The sequence below is a fragment of the Mycobacterium sp. 23 genome, from assembly GCF_048287075.1.
In the GTDB taxonomy this organism is placed as follows: domain Bacteria; phylum Actinomycetota; class Actinomycetes; order Mycobacteriales; family Mycobacteriaceae; genus Mycobacterium; species Mycobacterium gordonae_B.
This window is the reverse complement of record NZ_JBLVUX010000005.1, coordinates 3,564,559-3,587,139: the sequence shown is the minus strand read 5'-3', so window position 1 is coordinate 3,587,139 and position 22,581 is coordinate 3,564,559. Positions and strand designations below refer to the sequence as shown.

Annotated in this window: 18 protein-coding genes; 9 read left to right on the top strand and 9 right to left on the bottom strand. The window is 68.0% G+C overall.

Features of this window, described 5'->3' with window-relative positions:
• Positions 1-75 precede the first annotated feature (75 nt).
• Complete coding sequence (gene ilvD / locus ACNQS7_RS17750) at positions 76-1,770, bottom strand: dihydroxy-acid dehydratase (RefSeq protein ID WP_418013553.1); 1,695 nt, start codon at positions 1,768-1,770, stop codon at positions 76-78.
• Positions 1,771-1,865: 95 nt separating this feature from the next.
• Here ilvD and ACNQS7_RS17745 point away from each other — a divergent pair, with 95 nt between their 5' ends.
• From ACNQS7_RS17745 to ACNQS7_RS17725, 5 genes are all read left to right on the top strand, one after another.
• Complete coding sequence (locus ACNQS7_RS17745) at positions 1,866-2,156, top strand: metal-sensitive transcriptional regulator (protein ID WP_418013552.1); 291 nt, start codon at positions 1,866-1,868, stop codon at positions 2,154-2,156.
• Positions 2,157-2,244: 88 nt separating this feature from the next.
• Positions 2,245-3,492 carry an MFS transporter gene (locus ACNQS7_RS17740; protein WP_418013551.1) on the top strand — a complete coding sequence of 416 codons (1,248 nt, stop codon included), beginning with the start codon at positions 2,245-2,247 and terminating at the stop codon, positions 3,490-3,492.
• 132 nt (positions 3,493-3,624) lie between these two features.
• The gene (locus tag ACNQS7_RS17735) at positions 3,625-4,626 is read left to right on the top strand and encodes a L,D-transpeptidase (protein ID WP_418013550.1); all 1,002 of its coding nucleotides are present in this window, start codon (positions 3,625-3,627) and stop codon (positions 4,624-4,626) included.
• Positions 4,627-4,724: 98 nt separating this feature from the next.
• Positions 4,725-5,306, top strand: a complete 582-nt coding sequence (locus ACNQS7_RS17730; protein WP_418013549.1) for a TetR/AcrR family transcriptional regulator — start codon at positions 4,725-4,727, stop codon at positions 5,304-5,306.
• The gene (locus ACNQS7_RS17725; RefSeq protein ID WP_418013548.1) at positions 5,299-7,554 is read left to right on the top strand and encodes a molybdopterin-dependent oxidoreductase; all 2,256 of its coding nucleotides are present in this window, start codon (positions 5,299-5,301) and stop codon (positions 7,552-7,554) included. Before ACNQS7_RS17730 ends, ACNQS7_RS17725 begins: the two co-directional genes overlap by 8 nt.
• A 66-nt stretch (positions 7,555-7,620) precedes the next feature.
• On the opposite strand, the gene ACNQS7_RS17720 is transcribed toward ACNQS7_RS17725, so the two are convergent.
• Positions 7,621-9,603, bottom strand: a complete 1,983-nt coding sequence (locus ACNQS7_RS17720) for a M13 family metallopeptidase (RefSeq protein ID WP_418013547.1) — start codon at positions 9,601-9,603, stop codon at positions 7,621-7,623.
• A 42-nt stretch (positions 9,604-9,645) separates the two neighbouring features.
• Here ACNQS7_RS17720 and ACNQS7_RS17715 point away from each other — a divergent pair, with 42 nt between their 5' ends.
• Both ACNQS7_RS17715 and ACNQS7_RS17710 read left to right on the top strand, forming a co-directional pair.
• Entirely contained in the window at positions 9,646-10,266 is a 621-nt protein-coding gene (locus ACNQS7_RS17715) for a hypothetical protein (protein ID WP_418013546.1), read from the top strand.
• Positions 10,263-10,952, top strand: a complete 690-nt coding sequence (locus ACNQS7_RS17710) for a hypothetical protein (RefSeq protein ID WP_418013545.1) — start codon at positions 10,263-10,265, stop codon at positions 10,950-10,952. The genes ACNQS7_RS17715 and ACNQS7_RS17710 overlap by 4 nt, the downstream gene beginning before the upstream one ends.
• 14 nt (positions 10,953-10,966) lie before the next feature.
• Here the strand turns inward: ACNQS7_RS17710 and ACNQS7_RS17705 are convergent, their stop codons facing one another.
• Together ACNQS7_RS17705 and ACNQS7_RS17700 are read right to left on the bottom strand one after the other, a co-directional pair.
• The gene (locus tag ACNQS7_RS17705) at positions 10,967-11,467 is read right to left on the bottom strand and encodes an XRE family transcriptional regulator (RefSeq protein ID WP_310778726.1); all 501 of its coding nucleotides are present in this window, start codon (positions 11,465-11,467) and stop codon (positions 10,967-10,969) included.
• Positions 11,464-14,397 (bottom strand): MMPL family transporter, encoded by a 2,934-nt coding sequence (locus ACNQS7_RS17700; RefSeq protein WP_418013544.1) that lies wholly within the window; start codon positions 14,395-14,397, stop codon positions 11,464-11,466. Before ACNQS7_RS17700 ends, ACNQS7_RS17705 begins: the two co-directional genes overlap by 4 nt.
• A 249-nt stretch (positions 14,398-14,646) precedes the next feature.
• Here ACNQS7_RS17700 and ACNQS7_RS17695 point away from each other — a divergent pair, with 249 nt between their 5' ends.
• Positions 14,647-15,195, top strand: coding sequence for a hemophore (locus ACNQS7_RS17695; protein ID WP_418013543.1), 549 nt, complete (start codon positions 14,647-14,649; stop codon positions 15,193-15,195).
• On the opposite strand, the gene ACNQS7_RS17690 is transcribed toward ACNQS7_RS17695, so the two are convergent.
• Positions 15,192-16,364, bottom strand: a complete 1,173-nt coding sequence (locus tag ACNQS7_RS17690; protein WP_418013542.1) for a lysylphosphatidylglycerol synthase transmembrane domain-containing protein — start codon at positions 16,362-16,364, stop codon at positions 15,192-15,194. The two genes, ACNQS7_RS17695 and ACNQS7_RS17690, sit on opposite strands and share 4 nt — an antisense overlap.
• A gap of 125 nt (positions 16,365-16,489) precedes the next feature.
• Between ACNQS7_RS17690 and ACNQS7_RS17685 the strand changes: the two genes are divergently transcribed.
• On the top strand, positions 16,490-17,635 hold the full coding sequence (locus ACNQS7_RS17685) for an AI-2E family transporter (protein WP_418013541.1): 1,146 nt from the start codon (positions 16,490-16,492) through the stop codon (positions 17,633-17,635).
• On the opposite strand, the gene ACNQS7_RS17680 is transcribed toward ACNQS7_RS17685, so the two are convergent.
• The 4 genes from ACNQS7_RS17680 to trmB form a co-directional block, all read right to left on the bottom strand.
• Positions 17,632-18,096, bottom strand: a complete 465-nt coding sequence (locus ACNQS7_RS17680) for a ricin-type beta-trefoil lectin domain protein (protein ID WP_418013540.1) — start codon at positions 18,094-18,096, stop codon at positions 17,632-17,634. The genes ACNQS7_RS17685 and ACNQS7_RS17680 overlap by 4 nt on opposite strands.
• A 104-nt stretch (positions 18,097-18,200) precedes the next feature.
• Complete coding sequence (locus ACNQS7_RS17675; protein ID WP_418013539.1) at positions 18,201-21,029, bottom strand: MMPL family transporter; 2,829 nt, start codon at positions 21,027-21,029, stop codon at positions 18,201-18,203.
• Between the two features lie 58 nt (positions 21,030-21,087).
• Positions 21,088-21,801: an NYN domain-containing protein gene (locus ACNQS7_RS17670; protein ID WP_418013538.1), complete on the bottom strand. Its 714-nt coding sequence runs from the start codon at positions 21,799-21,801 to the stop codon at positions 21,088-21,090.
• A 4-nt stretch (positions 21,802-21,805) separates the two neighbouring features.
• Complete coding sequence (gene trmB, locus ACNQS7_RS17665) at positions 21,806-22,561, bottom strand: tRNA (guanosine(46)-N7)-methyltransferase TrmB (protein WP_418013537.1); 756 nt, start codon at positions 22,559-22,561, stop codon at positions 21,806-21,808.
• Between the last annotated feature and the right edge of the window lie 20 nt (positions 22,562-22,581).

The following is a 22,581-nucleotide window of genomic DNA, read 5'->3' as shown; positions in this document are numbered from 1 at the left end:
TGCGTCAGCTGCGCAAAATCGGCGGTTCCGCCGCGGCGGACGCACACCCGACGCGGTGGACGCACACCCGGCGCGTCAGCCGCAGACGGCTCCGTTTGCGGCCGATCCGACCAGCTTGACGTACTTGGCCAGCACGCCGGTCTTGTAGCGCGGCGGCGGGGGAGTGAAATCCTTTCGCCGCGAGGCGAACTCGTCGGGGTCGACCAGTACGTCGAGGGTGTGGTTGGCCACGTCGAGGCGGATCTTGTCGCCGTCGCGCAGGAAGGCGATCGGGCCGGCGTCGACGGCTTCGGGCGCCACGTGCCCCACGCACAGCCCGGTCGTCCCACCGGAGAACCGGCCGTCGGTGAGCAGCAGCACGTCCTTGCCCAGCCCGGCGCCCTTGATGGCGCCGGTGATGGCGAGCATCTCGCGCATGCCGGGACCGCCCTTGGGCCCCTCGTAGCGGATCACCACCGCGTCGCCGTGGGTGATGGTGCCGTCCTCGAGCGCGTCCAGGGCCGCCCGCTCGCCGTCGAAAACCCGTGCGGTGCCTTCGAACACGTCGGAATCGAAACCGGCCGACTTGACCACCGCGCCTTCGGGGGCCAGTGATCCGCGCAGGATGGTGATGCCACCGGTCGGGTGGATGGGGTTGTTCAGGGCGCGCAGCACCTTGCCGTCCGGGTCCGGCGGCGCGATGTCGGCCAGGTTCTGTGCCACGGTCTGGCCGGTCACGGTAAGACAGTCACCGTGCAGCAGGTCGGCGTCCAGCAGTGCTTTCATCACCACCGGCACCCCGCCGATGTGGTCGACGTGCGACATCACGTGCCGGCCGAACGGCTTGACGTCGGCCAGATGGGGCACCCGCTTGCCGATCCGGGTGAAGTCGTCGAGAGTCAGTTCGACCTCGGCCTCGCGGGCGATCGCCAGCAGGTGCAGCACCGCGTTGGTCGAGCCGCCGAACGCCATCACCACCGCGATGGCGTTCTCGAACGCCTCTCGGGTCAGGATGTCGCGGGCGGTGATGCCCTTGCGCAACAGCTCGATGACGGCCTGACCGCTGCGGCGGGCGAACCCGTCGCGGCGGCGGTCGGTCGCCGGGGGAGCGGCGCTGCCCGGCAGTGACATGCCCAGTGCCTCGGCGGCGCTGGCCATGGTGTTGGCCGTGTACATACCGCCGCAGGCACCCTCGCCGGGGCAGATCGCCCGTTCGATGGCGTCGACGTCCTCCCGGGGCATCAGGCCGCGGGCGCACGCGCCCACCGCCTCGAACGCGTCGATGATGGTGACCTCGCGTTCGGTGCCGTCCGACAGCTTGGCGACGCCCGGCAGGATCGACCCGGCGTAGAGGAACACCGAGGCGAGGTCCAGGCGGGCGGCGGCCATCAGCATGCCGGGCAGCGATTTGTCGCACCCGGCCAACAGCACCGAGCCATCCAGCCGCTCGGCCTGCATCACGGTTTCGACGCTGTCGGCGATCACCTCGCGCGACACCAGGGAGAAGTGCATCCCCTCGTGTCCCATGGAGATGCCGTCGGACACCGAGATCGTCCCGAACTGGAGCGGGTAGCCGCCCGCGGCGAAGACGCCCTCCTTCACGGCCTTCGCCAGCCGGTCCAGCGACAGGTTGCAGGGGGTGATCTCGTTCCAGGACGAGGCGACCCCGATCTGCGCCTTGGCGAAGTCTTCGTCGCCCATGCCTACCGCGCGGAGCATTCCGCGGGCGGCGGCCTTCTCCAGGCCGTCGGTGACGTCGCGGCTGCGGGGCTTGATGTCGGGTTCAGGCATGCAGCAAGTATGCGGTGCGCCGGCATCCCGCCAAAATCGTTTATGATCGAAAGGTAATACCCCGTCGGGGTATGCCATGGCGTTTGGGAGACTTGATGACGGCAGCACACGGGTACGCGCAGCAGAAGGACAATTACGCCAAGCGGCTGCGTCGCATAGAGGGTCAGGTGCGCGGCATCGCGCGCATGATCGAAGAGGACAAGTACTGCATCGACGTCCTCACCCAGATCAGCGCCGTCAACAGTGCCATGCGGTCGGTGGCGCTGAACCTGCTCGACGAGCACCTGAACCATTGCGTCACCCGTGCGGTGGCCGAGGGTGGTCCCGAAGCCGAGGAGAAGCTGGCCGAAGCCTCGGCCGCCATCGCACGCCTTGTCCGTTCCTGACCGGGCGTGTTGACACCCAATGTTTGGGTAAAGCCCGGATACGTTGCGTACGGTTATCACGGCGCAATCGTGTCGCCACCCCAACACCATGACTGCCGAATCGGGAACCATCGCCGCAACCGCACGAACGTGGACGCCACGGATCGCGGTTCAACTTGCGGTGCTCGCCGCGGCGGCCTTCATCTACGTGACCGCGGAGCTGCTTCCCGTGGGGGCGCTGTCGGCGATCGCGCGCAACTTGAACGTCAGCGTGGTGCTGGTGGGCACACTGCTGACCTGGTACGCCTTCGTGGCGGCGCTGACCACCGTTCCGCTGGTGCGCTGGACCGCGCACTGGCCGCGGCGCCGGACGCTGTTGCTGAGCCTGGTGTGTCTGACCGTCTCGCAGGTGATTTCGGCGCTGGCGCCCAGCTTCGCGGTACTCGCCGCCGGCCGGGTCCTGTGCGCGGTGACGCACGGCCTGCTGTGGTCGGTGATCGCTCCGATCGCCACCCGCCTGGTGCCGCCCAGCCACGCCGGACGCGCCACCATGTCGATCTACGTCGGAACCAGCCTGGCGCTGGTCATCGGTAGTCCACTGACCGCGGCCCTGAGTCTGATGTGGGGCTGGCGGCTGGCGGCTGTGTGTGTCACCGTCGCGGCCGCCGTCGTGACGGTCGCGGCCCGGGTGGTGCTGCCCCCGCTGACGCTGACCACCGACCAGTTGCAGTACGTGGGCCGACGCTCGACGCATCACCGCAACCGGGCGCTGATCATGGTGAGCCTGATCACCATGATCGGCGTCACCGGGCACTTCGTCTCCTACACGTACATCGTGGTGATCGTTCGTCAGGTCGTCGGCGTGCGCGGGCCCAACGTCGCGTGGCTGCTGGCCGCCTACGGAATCGCCGGGGTGCTTGCGGTGGCGTTGGTGGCGCGTCCGCTGGACCGGCGCCCCAAGGGCGCGATCATTGTCTGCATGGCGGGGCTGACGGCCGCGCTGGCGCTGCTCAGTGCGCTGGCCTTCGGCTGGCATCGCTCCGCGACGACGGCGCTGGTGGTCGGGACGGCGGCGATCGTGCTGTGGGGCGCCATGGCCACCGCGGTGTCTCCGATGCTGCAGTCGGCGGCGATGCGTGCCGGCGCCGACGACCCGGACGGCGCCTCGGGCCTGTACGTCACGGCGTTCCAGGTGGGCATCATGGCGGGATCGCTGGCCGGCGGCCTGTTGTACGAGCGCAGTGTGGCGATGATGCTGACCGCGTCGGCAGGACTGATGGGTGTCGCGTTATTGGCGATGGCAGCGATTCGCCCGATAGTCGATACACCGGATTCGGCAATTTCACAGAGCGACTAACGGCGCAGGTCAACGGCCTGAACTGGGCTTGGTAACGGTCGCGGCGGGTTCGCCGAATGGCTAAGCAGGGGTTCTGCTGTGCCACACTGGGGCCAGTTCAGGTCTTGAAGTGTGTGACCGGAGGGAAACAGTATGTCGCGCTCGATGAGGGGCCGCACGAGGGCTGGCCTCGTCGCCGCTCTCAACGCATTCGGAGTCGCTGCGGTGCTCATGATGGGCGCCGGACCGGCCCTGGCGGACCCGGACGAGGCGCCAGGGGACCCGGGACCGGTGGTGGCGCCCGTGGACCCGCCCGCGCCCGAGCCGTTGCCGATTGCTCTGCCGCCGCTGCCCGATCCGTTCGGCCTCCCGCCGGGTGACCCGGCCGCGGTTCCGGTGGCGTCCGGGCCGGTGGCCGGCCAGGACCCGACGCCGTTCGTTGGTGAACCGCCGTTCCGGCCGCCGTCGTTCAACCCGGTCAACGGGGCGATGGTGGGTGTGGCCAAGCCGATCATCATCAACTTCCAGGTGCCGATCGCCGACCAGGCGATGGCCGAGCGCGCCGTGCACATCTCGTCGATCCCGCCGGTGGCGGGCAAGTTCTACTGGATGACGCCGTCGCAGCTGCGCTGGCGGCCGCTGAGCTTCTGGCCGGCCAACACGGCGGTGAACATCGACGCCGCCGGCACCAAGTCCAGCTTCCGCACCGGTGACTCGCTGATCGCGACGGCCGATGACGCCACGCACCAGATGACGATCACCCGCAACGGCGTGGTGCAGCAGACCTTCCCGATGTCGATGGGGATGGCCTCCGGCGGGCACCAGACGCCGAACGGCACCTACTACGTGCTGGAGAAGATGCCGACGGTGGTGATGGACTCCTCGACCTACGGGGTGCCGGTCAACTCGCCGAACGGCTACAAGGTGACCGTGTCGGATGCCGTGCGGATCGACAACAGCGGCAACTTCGTGCACAGTGCCCCGTGGTCGGTGGCCGACCAGGGTAAGCGCGATGTCAGCCACGGCTGCATCAATCTGGCGCCGGCCAATGCCAAGTGGTTCTTCGACAACTTCGGCAGCGGTGACCCGATCGTGGTCAAGAACTCCGTCGGCACGTACAACAAGCCCGACGGCGCCTCGGACTGGCAGCTGTAACTTGTAACGCTGAGCAGACGCAAAATCGCCCTTTTCGATCCTGAAAAGGGCGATTTTGCGTCTGTTCGCGGGTGTGAATTATGTATAGCATCATACATATGCGAAGTCCCCGAGAGCGGATGGTGGTGTCCGCGGCCCTGCTGATCAGGGAGCGCGGTGCGCGGGCCACCGCGATATCCGACGTGCTGGCGCACAGCGGGGCGCCCCGCGGGTCGGCCTACCACCACTTCCCGGGCGGGCGCACGCAACTGTTGTGCGAGGCGGTCGACTTCGCCGGCGAGCACATCGCCGCTCTCATTGCCGAAGCGGACAGCGGGCCGGCGCTGCTGGACAGGCTGATCGAGAAGTACCGGGAGCAGCTGCTGGCGACCGAGTTCCGCGCGGGTTGCCCGATTGCGGCGGTCTCGGTGGAAGCAGGCTTCGACCAGGACGACCGGGACCGGATGGCCCCGGTGGTGCAGCGGGCGGCGGCGGTGTTCGACCGTTGGTCGGACCTGATCACCCAGCGCTTCATCGCCGATGGCATCGCCGCGGAGCGGGCCGCTGAGCTCGCGGAGTTTGCGACGGCCGCGCTGGAGGGTGCGTTGCTGCTGGCGCGGGTGCGACGCGACCTGGCGCCGCTGGATCTGGCTCACCGCCAGGTGCGCGAGTTGATCGAAAGGAATCTGCCCCATGAATGACTGGCAGCCCACCGCGTGCATCCTGTGCGAGTGCAACTGCGGCATCGTCGTACAGACCGAAGGCCGCACCCTCGCCCGTATCCGGGGCGACAAAGAGCATCCGGCGTCGCAGGGTTACACCTGCAACAAGGCGTTGCGGCTGGACCACTACCAGAACGGCCGGGGCCGGCTGACCTCGCCGCTGCGCCGGCGTGCCGACGGTAGCTATGAGGAAATCGATTGGGACACAGCGATCGTCGAGATCGCCGAGGGTTTCAAACACATTCGCGACAGCTATGGTGGCGACAAGATCTTCTACTACGGCGGCGGTGGGCAGGGCAACCATCTCGGTGGTGCCTACAGTGGCGCGTTCCTGAAGGCGCTGGGCTCCAAGTACCGGTCAAATGCGTTGGCGCAGGAGAAGACCGGTGAGGCTTGGGTCGACGCACAACTCTACGGCGGTCATACCCGCGGCGAGTTCGAGCACGCCGAGGTGTCGGTGTTCGTCGGCAAGAACCCGTGGATGTCGCAGAGTTTCCCCCGGGCGCGGGTGGTCCTCAACGAGATCGCCAAGGATCCGCGGCGCTCGATGATCGTGATCGACCCGGTCGTCACCGACACCGCAAAGATGGCCGACTTCCATCTGCGGGTGCGGCCCGGAACCGATGCCTGGTGCCTGGCCGCGCTGGCCGCGGTCCTGGTGCAGGAAAACCTTTGCGACGAAGCGTTTCTCGCCGAGCATGCGCACGGTGTGGACGCCGTGCGGGCGGTGCTGGCCGACGTGCCGGTCGGTGAGTACGCGGGGCGGTGCGGGGTGGACGCGGAGTTGTTGCGCGCGGCTGCGCGTCGGATCGGGACGGCCGGCAGCGTCGCGGTATTCGAGGACCTCGGCGTGCAGCAGGCGCCCAACAGCACGGTGTGCTCCTACCTGAACAAGCTGTTGTGGATCCTGACCGGCAACTTCGCGAAAAAGGGCGGCCAGCACCTGCATTCGTCGTTCGTGCCGCTGTTCAGCACCGTCTCCGGACGCACGCCGGTGACCGGAGCGCCCATCATCTCCGGTTTGGTGCCGTGCAACGTCGTCCCCGAGGAGATCCTGACCGACCACCCGGACCGGTTCCGGGCCATGATCGTCGAAAGCAGCAACCCGGCCCACTCGGTGGCCGACTCGGCCGCGTGCCGCGAGGCGTTCCGGTCGCTGGAGCTGCTGGTTGTCGTCGATGTCGCGATGACCGAGACCGCCCGACTGGCGCACTACGTGCTGCCCGCGGCGTCGCAGTTCGAGAAGTGTGAAGCCACCTTCTTCAACCTCGAATTCCCGCACAACGCAATGCAGTTGCGTCACCGGCTGTTCCCGCCGCTGCCCGGCACGTTGCCGGAACCGGAGATCTGGGCGCGGCTGGTGCGTGCGCTGGGCGTGGTCTCCGATGAGGATCTGCGGCCGCTGCACGAGGCCGCCGCGCGGGGGCGTCAGGCGTATACCGAGGCGTTCCTGGGGGCCGTCGCTGGCAACCCGACGCTGGCCCGGGTGCTGCCTTATGTGCTGTACGAGACGCTGGGCCCGACGCTGCCGGACGGGTTGGCCGGCGCGGCGGCGTTGTGGGGACAGGCGCAGAAGACGGCGATGACGTACCCCGACGCCGTCCGGCGGGCCGGGCACGAAGACGGCAACGCGCTGTTCGACGCGATCATCGGCAGTCCCTCCGGCGTGACGTTCACCGTCCACAACTACGAGGACGACTTCGCGCTGATCGGCCACAGCGACCACAAGATCGCTCTGGAAATACCTGTAATGCTCAGCGAGATAAAGGCTTTGGCGGATGAGCCGGAGCAGCTGACCAGCGACGAGTTGCCGATCGTGCTGTCGGTGGGGGAACGGCGCGCCTACACCGCCAACGACATCTTCCGCGACCCGTCCTGGCGTAAACGCGACGCCGACGGGGCGCTGCGGGTAAGTGTCGAAGACGCCCAGGCCCTCGGCCTGCACGCCGGCGGCCGGGCGCGCATCACCACGGCGGCCGGCAGTGCCGAGGCCACCGTCGAGATCACCGAGACCATGCTGCCCGGACATGCCGCTCTGCCCAACGGTTTTGGGCTGGACTACGTGGGCGAGGACGGTCGGACCGTTGTCCCCGGGGTGGCTCCGAACGCGCTGACGTCGACCAAGTGGCGCGACCCGTATGCCGGTACGCCCTGGCACAAGCACGTGCCCGCGCGTATCGAAACGGTCGGCGCACCCCGGCGATCAGACGCAAAGTCGCACGCATAGCCGCGGTTTCGTGCGACTTTGCGTCTGCTCGCGCCGGAAAGGTGCGCCCAGCTCGGGCCGGAAACGCTAATTCCAGATGCGGACGCGCCGCGGCGGCTCCAGGAACAGCTCGTCGGACTCCGAGACGTCGAAAGCCTCGTAGAACGCGTCCACGTTGCGGATTACCCCGTTGCAGCGGAACTCCGGGGGCGAGTGCGGGTCCACCGCGAGGCGCCGGATCGCCTCGGCATCACGGGACTTCGTCCGCCACACCTGGGCCCAGCCGAAGAACACCCGCTGCACGCCGGTAAGTCCGTCGATCACCGGCGCGGGTTGACCGTTCAGCGACAACTGGTAGGCCAGCAGGGCGATCGACAGGCCGCCCAGGTCGCCGATGTTCTCACCGACGGTGAAGGCGCCGTTCACGTGGTGACCGTTGTCCAGCCCGCGGGGCGTGTACGCCTCGTACTGCTCGATCAAAGCTTTGGTGCGGGCGCCGAACTCGGTGCGGTCGTCGTCGGTCCACCAGTCCACCAGGTTGCCGTCGCCGTCGTACTTGGCGCCCTGGTCGTCGAAGCCGTGCCCGATCTCGTGGCCGATGACCGCCCCGATACCGCCGTAATTCGCCGCGTCGTCGGCCTCGGCGTCGAAGAACGGTGGCTGCAGAATGGCTGCGGGAAAGACGATTTCGTTCATCCCCGGGTTGTAGTAGGCGTTGACGGTCTGCGGTGTCATGAACCACTCGTCGCGGTCGACGGGCCCGCCGAGCTTGGCCAGTTCACGGTCGTGGTTGACGGCGTAGCCGCGCTGGAAGTTGCCGTACAGGTCCTCGCGATCGATCACCAGCGCGGAGTAGTCCCGCCAGGTGACGGGATAGCCGACCTTGGCGGTGAACTTGTCGAGCTTGGTCAGGGCGCGCTGCCGGGTCTCCGGTGTCATCCAGTCCAGGTCGCTGATGCTGATCCGGTACGCCTCCTGCAGGTTGGCCACCAGCGTGTCGATGCGGTCCTTGGCCCCCGGCGGGAAATGCCGCTCCACGTAGAGCTTTCCGACGGCGTCGCCCATCAGGGTCTCCACCAGCGCGACCGCCCGCTTCCAGCGGTCCCGGATCTGCTCGGTGCCGGTGAGCCGCCGGCCGTAGAAGTCGAAGTCCGCCTCGACCATCGCACTCGTCAGCCACGGTGAACGGGCGCGGATCAACCGCCAGCGCGCCCAGCTCTTCCAGTCTTCGAGGTCTTCGCTGCCCCACAGATCGGCGAAGGCGGTGAGGTAATCCGGTTGGCGGACAACCAGTTCCGCGACGGCGTCGGGCGTGATGCCCAGCCCGGAGACCCAGCCGGACCAGTCGAAGCCCGAGGTGTTCTCCAGCTCGGTGAAGGTGCGCAGGTTGTAGGTGAGCTCGGCGTCGCGGCGCTTGACCACGTCCCAGTGGGCGGCGGCCAGTTTGCTCTCCAGCGCCACGATCCGGCCGGCGGTGTCGGCATGTTCGTCGGCGCTGCCCCCGAAGACCAGGCCGAACATGGTGGCGATGTGCCCCGGGTAGGCGGCGAGCACGGCGGCGTGCTGCTCGTCGCGGAAATAGGACTCGTCGGGCAGGCCGATGCCCGATTGCGAGAAGTGCACCAGGTACCGGCTGGAGTCCTTGGAATCGGTGTCGACATACAGTCCGACACCGCCGCCCACCCCGGTGCGTTGCAGCGCGCCGACGACCCTTGCCAGCGCGCTGCGGTCTGCGGCGCCGTCGATCACGGTCAGTTCGTCGAGCAGCGGTTGCAGTCCGCGGCGCTCGACGGCGTCCTCGTCCAGGAAGCTGGCGTAGAGGTCGCCGATGCGCTGCTCGTCGGTGCCCGATGCGGCCTGGCTCTGAGCGGCCTGCATGATCAGGTCGCGCACCTGCTCCTCGGCCCGGTCGAACAAAGTGCGGAAGGCGCCGTCGGTCGCGCGGTCGGCGGGGATGTCGTACTCGGTCAGCCAGCGGCCGTTGACGTGCCCGAAAAGGTCGTCCTGGGGGCGTGCGGCTGGGTCGACGTAGCTCAGGTCGATGCCCGAGCGGATGGCCTCTACTGTCACCCCGCCATCCTTCCATCTCTTTTCGGGTGCAACGATCGCACCATGCCTGACCAGGACGCCGAAGACATCGACGACACAGCAGACGCTGCAGAGACCGACGAAGCTGATTCGCGGGTGTTCTCCACCTACGGCATCGCTTCGACCGTGCTCGGCCTGATCTCGGTCGCGGCGCTGGTGCTGGGCGGGCTGATCTGGTTCGGTCATCGCGACGACTCCGCCGAGCGGGTCTACCTGTCCCGGGTGATGGCGGCCGCGGCCGACTGGACGGAAATCCTGATCAACATGAACGTCGGCAACATCGACGCCAGCCTGCAGCGACTGCACGACGGCACGGTCGGACAGCTCAACACCGACTTCGAGGCCGCGATCATGGACTACCGGAAGGTCGTAGAGAAGCTGCAGGCCCGCAGCGCCGGCCAGATCGAGGCGGTGGCGATCGACAGCGTGCACCGCGACCTGGACACGGTGCCCGGCTCCCCGCGGCCGGTGGTGACGACGAAGCTGCCGGCATTCGCCACCCGGACCGACTCCGTCATGCTGGTGGCCACCTCGGTCAGCGAGAACGCCGGTGCGAAACCGCAGGTGGTGCACTGGAATCTGCGCCTGGACGTATCGAACGTCGACAACAAGATGATGATCTCCAAGCTGGAGTCGATCCGATGAGGAACGCATGGCGGCTCGCGGCGTTCGACGTGCTGGCGCCGGTGGCGGCGCTGGTCGCGTTGTTCGGGATCGGCGCGGTGCTGGCCTGGCCGCGGTGGTGGGTGGCGGTGGCTGCCGCGCTCGCACTGCTGATCGTCGAAGGTGTCGCGATCAACTTCTACCTGCTGCGCCGCGACAGGGTCACCGTGGGTACGGACGACGACGCGCCGGTGCTGCGGTTGGCGGTTGTGTTCCTGGCCGCGGTCGCCCTGTGCGCGGCCGTGCTGACCGGATACACGCACTGGACGACCAAGGACGAAGACTTCAAGCGGGACTCGGTCGCGGTGGTTCAGGTCGCCACGGGCGTGGCCGAGGCGGTCGCGTCGTTCTCCCCGACGGCGCCCGGGGCGTCCATTGAGCGCGCCGCGTCGATGATGGTGCCGGACAAGGCGGGCAAGTTCAAAGAGGAGTACACCAAGACCAGCGCGGACCTGCTGCAGCGCAAGATCACCGCGCAGGCGTCCACGCTGGCGGCCGGTGTCGAGGCCATCGGGCCTTCGGCGGCCAGCGTCGCGGTGATCATGCGGGTCACCCAGAACGCGCCCGGCCAGCCCGCCAGTCAGGCCGCCCCGGCGGTCCGGGTCACCTTGACCAAACGCGGCAACGACTGGCTGGTGCAGGACATCGTCCCGATCAATTCCCGCTGAGCGCCGGTTGAGCGCTAGTTAGAGTTGGCCGAGCGCTCGTTCTTCACCCGGACGAACCGGTCGGACAGCCTGCGCATCCGGATCATCAGCGACGCCGACGGGCTGACGCTGCCATCGAGGTAGGTCGCGAGATCCTCCGGTGCTACCCCGATTCGGGAGGCGAACTCCTGCTGCACCAGGCCGGACCGCTCCATCAGGAGCTTGACGTGCCGGGCCACCTCGGCCCGCTCGTTGGCCTCCAGGTGGGTGCGAGCGCGCTCGAGTACCTCCCACAGCGCCTTGGCGATGCCGACCGGCCGCGACCCCCGCAGGATCTCTTCCACCTGGCGGGCGGTCCGGCCGTAGGGGTCGCGTTTGAGGGCGCCGGCGATGCGCTTCCAGGTGGCGATGTCCCCGCCCTGCAGGGCGGCGTGGATCGCGGCGGTGGACCAGAACTCCACCGGCTGATCAGGGTCCGGTCGCCGCACACCTTGGGTAGCAGGCGCAGGATTTCGCTGGTCGGCAGCCAACGTCACCTCGCCTCCTCCAGCATTGCCACGGCCACGGACAGGCAGCGCTGCCTGACCTCCTCCCAGTCTGCCCTCGCATCGGGCTCGGGCCAATCGTCGTCGAGGTCGGACGGGTCGGGATCCGCGAGCCGCCGAACCAACTCGGTGGCCATCCACTGCGATCGCGAAGACGAGCCGAGAGGCTGACAACAGTAATACCTATCCATCCCGGCCAGCACCACCGCGACCGTCTCCGGATCCATTGCGTCGACCATGTCAGCAAAATCGGCGTAATCGCGGCTGCTGTTACGGCTCATGATCAGGTAGCCCTTGAACCGCAGCGTTTCGGCCCCGGTGGGGATCAGCAAACGGTCGCCGGTCGGCAGCTGCACATTGGTGGTCTCCACCGGGCTGCTGCGCCGGAAACCGTTCCTGGTCCCCTTGCTTTCCAGCGCGTCCAGTGCGACGGAGAGGCGGCCGCGCCACAAGGTCACCGGGTGGATCGGGCGGTCGGCCAACGACATGGCGCGGGCGATGCCACTGCGGTACGCGAGACTGACTCTGCCGACCGGGCCGGTGGCCAGCGCCACCGTGTCGGCTTCGGCCGCTTCCGGCTCGTCCTTGCGCGCGCAACCGGAGAACGCCAGCGGGTCCGCTACGCAAATGGCATCGGGGGCAAGGTTTTTGAGCTTGGCCGCGGACTTGATCACCACCCGCAGATCGGCGCTGGGCGCGATCGCGGCGGTGATGTCCTCGGGGATGACGACGACACCGCCGAGATCGACGTCGGGCAGCGGGCGATCGAAGTCGACGGACGGCAGGATCCGGCCCAGCCAGCCCGGTAGCCACCAGTTCCACTTGGAGAACATCGCCATCAGCGCCGGCACCATGACCAGCCGCACCACCGTGGCGTCGACCGCGATCGCGACGGCGCACGCCACACCGATCTCGGCCACCAGTGGCATGCCCGCAAAGGCGAATCCACAGAACACCGCGATCATGATCAGCGCGGCGCTGGTGATGGTGCGGGCGCTGGTGCTGACCCCGTAAGCGACCGCGTCGCGGGTGTGGCCGGTCTGCAGGAAGCGTTCGCGGATCCGGGTGAGCAGGAAGATCTCGTAGTCCATGGACAACCCGAACGTCATCGCCAGGACCAGCGGCGGCACGGTGCTGTCGATCGACGTGAGATGCGGGAAACCGAGCGATTCGGCCCAGCCCCACTGGAAGACCATGACCAGGCTGCCGTAGGCGGCCGCCACCGACAGCAGCGTCATCAGCACACCCTTGAGCGCCAACAGCACCGAGTGCACCGAGAGCAACAGCATGATGAAGGCGATCAGTGCGACGAACGCCAGCACGATGGGCTGGGTCTGCGACACCTGGTCGTCGAAGTCCTTGATCAGCGCGGTCGAGCCGCCGACGGAGACCTGGGCGTCGCCGCCGACCCTGGGCAGCTGGCTGCGCATCCAGTCGACGGTGTGCCGGGCGCGCAGGTCTTCGGGATCGACCGACAACACCGCGTTGAGCACGGCGCTCTTGTTGTCGGCGGCGTATTGCGGCGGCCCCACCGACGCGACGTCGGGCGCCTGCGTCATCTTCTCGCGGATCGCCGCGAGCTTCTGGGCGCGCACCGGGACCGCGTCCTGTCCCTGTGGCCAGTCGGGGAAGTTCACCAGCACCTGAACGGGACCGAGCGCGCCCGGGCCCAGTGCCTGCGACGCCGAGGCCACGCCCGCCCGGATTTCGTGGGAGGAGTCGAACTGCCGCAACAGGCTGTTGCCCAGCACCATCGACAGCGCCGGTGCGGCCATCAGCAGCAGTACCGCCGAGGCCGCCACCGCGGAGATCCACGGTCGTCGCATCACCCAGGTGACCCACCGGGTCCAGAACCGGGACACCGTGCTCTCCGGCCGGCGCGACCAGTGCAGCAGCGGCGACCTCTTGGCCGCCGCCCGGGAGAACGTCGCCAGCAACGCCGGCGTCAGCGTCGCCGACGTCAGCATCGCGACCGCGACGGCGAGGATCGCGCCGGTGGCCATCGATCTCAGCGCCGGGGTGTTGATCACGTAGATGCCGCTCAGAGAGGCGATGACGGTCATCCCGGACAGCACGACCGCCAGACCCGAAGTGCCCATCGCGGCATCCACGGCCTCTTGCGGCTGTCGGCCGGTGCGCAGTTCCTCCCGGAAGCGCATCAGGATGAACAGCGAATAGTCGACGGCCAGCGCGATGCCGAACATCGACACCGTCGAGGTCACGAACACCGACATGGGCGTGTGCATGGACAGCGCATAGACCAGTCCCATGGTCACCACGACCGTGCAGACGCCCAGCGCCAGCGGGATCGCCGCGGCGGCCAGCGAGCCGAACACCGCCAGCAGCACGACCAGGATGATCGGCAGGTTCCATTCCTCGGCCTTGGCGATGTCGTGCTTGGTGTTTGCGGCGGCGGCGGCGCTCAGCGCACCCTGGCCGATGACGTAGAGCCGGACGCGGCCGTTGGCGGTCTGCCCGGACTGGTCGCCGTTGACGCCGACCCGTTCCCGCAGTTTCTTGGCGACGTCGCTGGTGCCGGGGTTGCGGGCGTCCAGGCGCAGGGTCACCACGTAGGGCCGGTCGGGTTGGGGCGGCCGCTGGGTCGGGTTGGGTGCCTCAGTGACGCCCGGAAGCTCGCCGGCGATGCGTTTGAGCTCTGCGACCGCGTCGTTGATGTCCTGATAGGTCGCGTCGGCACGGGGGGCGGCCACCAGCGCCAGTGGTGATGCTCCCAACTCGGGATATTGCTCGACGAGTTGGTCGTGCACGGCCAGCGACTGGGAACCGGCAACCTCGAACCCGCCGCCGGTGAGATTGCCCGACTGCGTCATAGCCAGATAAACCGCCGGCACCAGGGCGAGCAACCAGCCTGCAAAGACGAACCAGCGGAATCTGCGCAGGTTGCGGCTCAGCCGCATCATGAACTGCTGGATTTTCTATCTCCCCGTGTTTCTTGCGCAGCACGTGCCCGCGAGCCTACCCGAGTGCCCGGAGTCCTAGCTCTGCTTATCGGTTGCTGAGCTGCGACGACACCGGTTTGGCGGGATCGTTGTTAAGTCGTGATCGAGGTGGGCCGTCAGCTTGAGTTGGCGGCCCCACCGGGCGGGATGGCAGGATGTCTGTGGCCGCCGGTGGGGGGACTTCGGGCGGCAAGTCGTTAGGAGTCATTGATGCCAAGTACGCCCTTCCTGCGCCGGGGACTGTTCGCCGTCGTGGCCGCGACCGGGTTGTCCTGCGCCGGCAGCGCCGTTCTTTCGGCGCCCGCGGCGACCGGTTCGACGGACCCGTGCGCGGCCAGCGAGGTGGCCCGCACCATCGGTTCGGTGGCCAAGTCGACGGGCGACTACCTGGACTCGCACCCCGAGACCAACCAGGTGATGACCAGCGCCCTGCAGGATCAGGCCGGCCCGCAGTCCCTCGGGACGATCAAGACCTACTTCGAGGCAAATCCCAAGGTGGCCCTGGACATGCAGGGGCTGGCCAACCCGCTGAACAAGCTGGGCACCCAGTGCAAGCTGCCGATTTCGCTGCCGCAGGCGCTCAGCATGGTGCAGGCGGCCCAGGGCGGGGGCGGATTGCCGGGTCTGCCGGCCGGCGGTGCTCCCGCCGCGCCGCTGCCGGGCCCCGCGCCCGCCGCCGGCACGGCGCCGGTGCCGGGCGTGCCCGCCGTCGCGGCGCCGACCAGCGCGCCGAAGCCCGCGCCGAAGCCGGGCAGCTAGCCAGCCGGGTCCAGCGGCGGCAACGGTCCCTGCAGCGCCGAGTCGGCCGGGTCGGCCATGGCGTGCAGGTCCGGCACCCGTAGTTCGGGATCGGTGGGCGGGTCGTCGTCGCCGTCCGCGGCGAGTTTCTCGGTGCGGAACATGAAGAAGAACACCACCCAGCCGATCGCGGCGATGAACAGCCAGCTGATCAGGCGGTAGATCAGCATCGCCGAGATCGCGTTCGGCAACCCCATGCCGCTGGACACCAGCCCGGGGACGAGCACCGCCTCCACCACCAGCAGGCCACCGGGCATCAGCGGGATCGTCCCGACCGCACGGGCCGCCGCATAGGCGACCGTCAGGCCGGCGACCGAGGCGTGGTCACCGGCGGCGTAGGCCGCGAACCCCAGGCACGCGACGTCGGCGACCCAGTTGAACAGCGACCAGCTGAACGCCACGCCCAGGTCGCGCCGGCTCAGGCTCACCGACTCCAGCTGCATCAGGATTTCGCGCCATTTGTCCAGGCCGGTGTCTGCCGGTTTGCCGCGGATGGAGTTGACCCAGGACAGCACCTTGCTGCCGATACCCTCGATCAGCTCCGGGCGGGACGCCACCGCCTGCGCCAGCAACAACAGCGCGATGAAGCCGCCTAGGGTGAACAGCAGCGAGAACGGGTTGTTCCGGGCGCCCAGGAAGAACGCACCGCCCAGCCCGAGCACGGCCAGACCGACCGCCTGCAAGGCGCCCGACATCACCAGCTGCCAGGACGCCACCACCGTCGAGGCGCCCCAGATGCGCTGCTGGCGCAGCAGGAACGTCGCCGAGATCACCGGACCGCCGGGCAGCGTGGTGCTCAGGGAATTGGCCGCATAGAAGGCCGCTTCCGAGCGAAGTTGCTTGACATGCACGCCGGCGGAACGCAGCAGCGTGCGCTGAATCTGGGCGAAGCTGTGCATCGACGCCGCGGCGGCCGCCATCGCGGCGACCAGCCACCACCAGTTGGCCTCGAACAGACTCGTCCACGCCTTGGCCAGCTGGTCGCGCACCAGAATCACCTCGACGCCGAGCACGACCGCGACAACGGACAGCACCACCCACCGCAGCCACCAGTGTTTGCCGCGCGCCGGCTTCTCGCCGCGGGCGAGGCGTATGCCCGCAAACTTGCGGGCACCGGCGTCAGACGACATCGCATCAGGGTAGCCGGGCCGGCCGCCGGCGCATCGTTGCACGTCGCTGACGTGTCGGCGTTGTTCTGAGGTCGTAACCGGATCGTGGCGGCCGGGTTTGCCGGAGATCCCGATAGGCTGGCCCAATGTCGGCAACGTTGGACGACGAAGCGGTAAGCCCCCTGGTTCGCAAAGCCGCGGCATGGTCCTGGCGACTGCTGGTGATCGTCGCCGCCGCCGTCGCGTTGCTGTGGGTCGTCGACCGGCTCGAAGTCATCGTGGTGCCGGTGTTGCTGGCCTTGATGCTCAGCGCTTTGCTGGTGCCGGCGGTCGACTGGCTGGACGAGCACGGCCTGCCGCGCGGCGCCGCGGTGACGATGGTGTTGCTGAGCGGTTTCGCGATCCTGGGCGGCATCCTGGCGTTCGTTGTCAGCCAGTTCATCGTGGGTGTGCCCGATCTGGTCAAGCAGGTGGAGCACAGCATCGACAGCAGCCGTAGATGGCTGATCGAGGGCCCCGCGCACCTGCGCCGCGAGCAGATCGACAACGCGGGCAACGCGGCGATCGAAGCCCTGCGCAACAATCAGGCGAAGCTGACCAGCGGCGCGCTGTCCACCGCCGCCACCATCACCGAGCTGGTCACGGCGGCCGTCCTGGTGCTGTTCACCCTGATCTTCTTCCTGTACGGCGGGCGCAACATCTGGCAGTACGTGCAGAAGATCTTCCCGGCCCATGTCCGCGACCGGGTGCACGCGGCCGGTCACGCGGGCTACGGCGCCCTGACCGGATACATCCGGGCTACCTTCCTGGTCGCGCTGACCGACGCGGCCGGCGTGGGCGCCGGGTTGGCGATCATGGGGGTCCCGTTGGCGCTGCCGCTGGCCTCCATCGTCTTTCTCGGTGCCTTCGTGCCGCTGATCGGTGCCCTGGTATCAGGTTTGCTGGCCGTGGTGGTGGCGCTGCTGGCCAAGGGCATGCTCTACGCGCTGCTGACGCTCGGCCTGCTGATCGTGGTGAATCAGCTCGAGGCGCACATACTGCAGCCGCTGGTGATGGGCCGTGCGGTGTCCATTCACCCGCTGGCGGTGGTGCTGGCGATCTCCACCGGCGGCGTGCTGGCCGGCATCGTCGGTGCTTTGCTGTCCGTTCCGACGGTGGCATTCCTGAACAACGCGATGCAGGTGCTGCTGGCCCGCGATCCGGAGGCCGAGGCGGAAGAGCAGGCCAACGACGAAGAGGTGTCGGCGATTTTGCAGGCTAAGCCGGACAAGCCGGACAAGCCGGACGGCTAGGGCACCAGATCCCAGCCCTGGTCGACGTCGCCGCCGCAGAACCGGGTGGACACCCACGTCCCGGGGTTGGGACCGCCCAGGACGGTGAGGCACCCATCCAGGCTGATCATGATGTGGCCGTTGGGCTGGGGGCTCCAGTGCTGGTTGAACCAGTTCAGGCAGGGCCCGAGGTGCGCCGTCCACCGGTCCTCGTTCGGCGACGTCAGGCAGTTCCCGGGATACGCCACGCTCTCCAGCTGCTCGCCGTTCTGATTCCAGCGCTGGGAGTCGGCCCCGTTGCAGGGGTTGACCACCACCGCTGTCAACCAGCTGCTGTCCGGTGCATCCAGGCAGACGTCGCCCATGCGGCTCTTCACCTGTACCGGGCCGTCGGCGTTCGCCGGAGCAGCGCTGAGTCCGGCGGTGCCGAGCACTGCGGCGATTGCGACGAGGACACCGTTGACCGATCGAAAGTTGCGCATAGCCAACGATTCTCATTCAGCCGGGCCGCGAGGGCGCGCAAATGTACGGCGAATGCGGCGTGTCGCCGTACAAACGCGGGCACTCGCCGGGAGAAACGATCCCTCTAGAGCCGGCCCTCGCGACGCAGCAGGTCCTGCGCGGACAGCCCACCGCCGCCGGTACGACGCCGGCGGGACGTGTCCACCGTGCCGTCCTCCTGGATACCGCGGGCGTTCAGCTTCTCGGTGGCCGTCTCGGAATCGTCACCCTCGGGCCGCTGGGCCGGCAGGGCCGCGGTCTTGTCGGACGCGTCCGGTTCCGGGGCGGGCCCCGGGCGGCTGCCTGCCACCGGCATCTTGTTCGTCTCGCCGGCAGAGGGCGGGGTGGCGTTCTTGGGCGCCGGGCCGCGGCCGGCCGGACGGGGCGCCGGGCCGTTGCGGGTAGCCCCGGGCGCCGAGAGCCGTGTGGTGGGAGCCTCGGTGGCCTGTGGAGTGGCGCGCACCGGAACCTGCGGCGACGGCGACGGTGACGCGGGTACGGGCGCCAGTTCCGGCTGGGCCGCCCGGGTCAACGCGGCCGGGTGCGTCGGGTCGTGCGGCTTGCGCGGTGCACCGGCACCGGCCGCCACCAGTCCGGCCGTCACCGGCGGCCGTGTCTTGCTGGCGGGACGCTTGCGCTCGTCGGGCAGCTGGATCTCGCCCAGGCCGATGCGGTTCTGCAGGCGTCTCATCCAGCGCGGCGCCCACCAGCAGTCGTCGCCCAGCAGCTTCATCACCGACGGAACCAGGAACATCCGGACCACGGTCGCGTCCAGCAGCAACGCCGCCATCAGACCGAACGCCAGATACTTCATCATCACCAGGTCGGAGAACACGAACGAACCCGCAACCACCGCCAAGACCAGAGCGGCCGCGGTGATCAGGCGACCGGTGGTGGCCGTGCCGATCCGGATCGATTCCTGGGTGGACATGCCGTTTTCGCGTGCCTCGACCATGCGGGACACCAGGAACACTTCATAGTCGGTCGCCAGGCCGTAACCGACCGCGACCACCAGCGCGATGATCACCACCATCAACGGCGTGGGCGTGAAGTTCAGCAGTCCGGCGCCATGGCCTTCGATGAATATCCACGTCAGGATGCCCATCGTGGACCCGAGCGTCAGCACGCTCATCACCGCCGCCTTGATCGGCAGCACCACCGATCCGAACGCCAGGAACATCAGGACCATGGTCGTGCTGATCAGTACCAGCACCATCAGCGGTGCCTTGTCCACCAGGCTGTGAATCGAGTCCTGTTCCAGCGCCGGCGTCCCGCCGACGAGTATCTCGATGCCCTTGGGTGGCGTTATCGCGCGCAACTCCTCGAGTTTTTTCGACGAGTCAGCCGGGTTCTGCAATCCGTTCTGCAGCACCCGGACCGACGGGTCCTTGGACCCCCCCGGCGCCTGCGGGCGTTCCTGCCACATGTTCGACGGGTCGTTGTCCTGCTCGATGAACCCGCTGATCTGCATCGCTTTGCTGCGGACGTCCGCAACCTGCTGGTCGGTGACGGGCTGATGGTTGGTGGACTCGATCACGATCGTGAGCGGATTCGTCCGGTAGCCGGGGAAGAGCTTGTCGAAGTGCTCCTGCGACTGGCGCGCCGCGTTGTTGGGCGGCAGGTACTTCTCGCTCATGCCGCCCAGCGACATGTTGCCCAGCGGGATGATCAGCAGGATCATCCCCACGACGATCGGGATCGCAAACGCCAGCGGGCGCTTCATGACGAAGTTGGTCAGCTTGCCCCAGAACCCGGCCTCGACCTCTTCGCGGGTCTTGGTCTTCTGCAGGCGGTCGGCCAGCCAGTTCAGGTAGGCCCGCGAGACCTTCCAGTTCCGCAGGAAGGGAACCCGGAAGGCGGTCCGCACACCCAGCGCGTCCACATGCTTGCCGAGCACGCCCAGGCAGGCGGGCAGCAGCGTGATGGACAGGATCGCGGCCAACGAGACCGCCGTGATCAGGGCGTAGGTCAGCGACTTCACGAAACCTTGCGGCAGCAACAACAGGCTGGCACCCGAAGCGGCGATCAGCACCGCCGAGAACACCACCGTCCGGCCCGCCGTCATCACCGTGCGCCGTACCGCGGCCTCGGTGTCGTAGCCCTCGGCGATCTCTTCCCGGAACCGGCTCACCACGAACAACCCGTAGTCCACCGCGATACCGAGACCGATCAGCGAGACCACCGGTTGGGCGAAGAAGTGCACCGGCCCGAACATCGCGATCAACCGCAGGATGCCCAGCGAACCGGCGATGCTCAGACCGCCGACCATGACGGGAAGGCAGGCCGCGACCGCGCCGCCGAAGACCAGGAACAACACGACCGCCACCAGCGGCAGCGCCAGCACCTCCATGCGGCGCTGGTCGGTGGCGATGGTGCCGGTCAGCGCGCTCGCGACCGGTTGCAGGCCGGCCAGCTGAACGGTGCCGCCGTCGAGCTTCTGCAGTGCCGGCTCGATGGTCTTGTAGTTGGTCAGGATGGTGTCGTCGTCGTCGCCCTTCAGCGGGATCGACACGAACGTGTACTTCTTGTCGTCGGTCGCCATGCCCTTGATGACCGAGCTGGTGCTGTCGGGTGCCCGCAGGTAGCCGGCCCAGCCGAACACCTCTTTGGGATGGTCGGCAACGAACTGGTTCAGCTCGTCGGAGATTTTCTTCGACCACGCGGGGTCGGTGACGGTCTTGCCGTTGGGCGCGTGGAAGATCGCGACGACGTGCCCGGTACGGTCGCGGCCGTAGACCTGGTCGCCGAGCACCGAGGCCTTCACCGATTGGCTGCCGTCGTCGTAGAAACCGCTCTGCGTCACGTGCTTGCCCAGGCTGAGACCGAAGATGCCACCGCCCAGGCACAGAGCCACCGTGACCCCGATTACGATGTACCGGATCCGGTACACAGTTCGACCCCACCAGGCGAACACGTAAGCTCCTTACTGGATCCTCAAGATCTTCAAAGACCCGCGTTTTGATGTTTGGTTGTCACACACGCGAGGTCAACAGCGACGACAGCGGTCGGAACGGCTGCAGCCAAGCCCCCTGCTCAGGTAGCGAATCGAGGCCGATTCGCGGCAGTGGCTCCCGGAAAACGCCTGCAATGTCCTCCAGGTCGACGAACTCCAAGGTATCCGACGCTAGCGCCCAACTGGCGTGTTCACGAAATCCGAGCACCTGTACTGGGGTTCCGGCGCGGGCCACCGCCTCCAGCGGCAGGCGGAACGCCTGACCGTCGGCCGAGGCCACCACCAGGCCCGCGAGGCCTTCTCCGAACCGCTGGTCGATGTGTTCGAGCATGTCGCGATCGACGTCGCTGTCCTCGTCGATCTTGGGTTTGGCGAAGACGGCGAATCCGACGTTGCGCAGTGCGTCCACCCAGGGCCGCACCACTTCGGCGCTGCCTGGTGCGATGTTGGTGAATACCGTCGCCTCCGGCTCGACCCGGACGTCTTCGGCCGCCCCGATGGCGGCCGCGACCTCGGCGGTCCGGGTCAGCAACCAGCGCCCCAGCGCGTCGAACCGGGGCCGTTCCACGCCCGTGGGCCGCCGGCCCAGGATCGAGCCCAAGCCCATGTCCAGATTCGGGGCGTCCCACACCAGCAGAACCCGCTTGACCGGTTTGGCGATCGGTTCGGCCAGGCTCAGCATGGGTGCCAGCGAATCGGAGGACTCCGTTTCCACTTCTTCAGTAATGCTCATGTGCTCAGATCCGCTTCCATACGAACTCGCAGACGCGACTGCCCGCTTCTTGAGCCTTCGTCTCGTACTTGGTAGTGGGACGACTGATGGAGATCGGTAGTGACTCGGTGTCGGTGCCGACCCGGACGAGCCGGGACTCCGCGTCGCCGACCTCGCCGATGTGCTCCGCGTAGCCGGGATGATCGGTTGCGGCGTGCAGCACACCCCCGGGGAGTAGCCGGTCGGCGATGAGGGAAACCGTGCCGGACTGCAGCAGCCGGCGCTTGTGGTGGCGCGCCTTCGGCCACGGGTCGGGGAAGAAGACTCGAACCCCGGTCAGCGATTGCGGGGCGATCAGGTCTTTGAGCACGTCGACGCCGTTGCCGCGGACAAGCCGGATATTGCTCACCTGCTCAGCGTCGATGGCACACAGCAATTGCGCCAGGCCGCGGCGGTAGATCTCCACCGCGATGACGTCGATGTCCGGCTCGGCCTGCGCCATCGCCAGGGTCGACGTTCCGCTGCCGCACCCGATCTCCAGCACGAGCGGCGCGCTGCGGCCGAACCAGGCCCGGGTATCCAGAGGTGCGTCCGGGGTCTCGCCGGGCGGGGTGTCGGCCTGACGGCCGAGCTGCGGCCACAGCCGCTCCCAGGTCTGGCGCTGGGCGTCGGACAGGGCCGAACGCCGCGACCGGAAACTCGAGGCAGGCAGATAGCCCCAGGGCGCGTCGGGCCGTAACCCAACCCCGGGTTGCGCGTGCATCCGTCCATGGTGGCCCATGAAGGCCGGGTGTAGCCGCC